Below are 269 nucleotides of genomic sequence, written 5' to 3'. Positions count from 1 at the left end.
AAGAATTTTCGTGCGTTCCGGCGGATGTTTAGGTGCGGTGACGGCGAAGCCGGCCGTCGTCGCGCGGCGCGGCCGCCCGCCCCAGGCGGCCCGATCGGCGGTCCGCGATGCTACGGAATCCGTCGCAGGTGCGCCGGTTGATTTCGCCGGCGCTCGGTCACTCCGCGTGGCCGGCCGCGTCGCGCACGGCATCGAGAAACCGTGCGACGACAGGCGAAGCCGGTGCCGCCGCGCCGTCGAACACGAATTCGATGTCGAAGCGGCTCGCG

General features: G+C 71.0%; 1 pseudogene. It reads right to left on the bottom strand.

Annotation, left to right across the window (positions count from 1 at the left end):
• Positions 1-157 precede the first annotated feature (157 nt).
• Positions 158-269 (bottom strand): annotated as a pseudogene (locus tag SB764_RS40680) (LysR family transcriptional regulator); the annotation flags it as partial.

The organism is Paraburkholderia sp. SIMBA_027, assembly GCF_046535315.1.
GTDB lineage: Bacteria > Pseudomonadota > Gammaproteobacteria > Burkholderiales > Burkholderiaceae > Paraburkholderia > Paraburkholderia tropica.
This window is presented reverse-complemented; position numbering and strand designations above follow the sequence as displayed.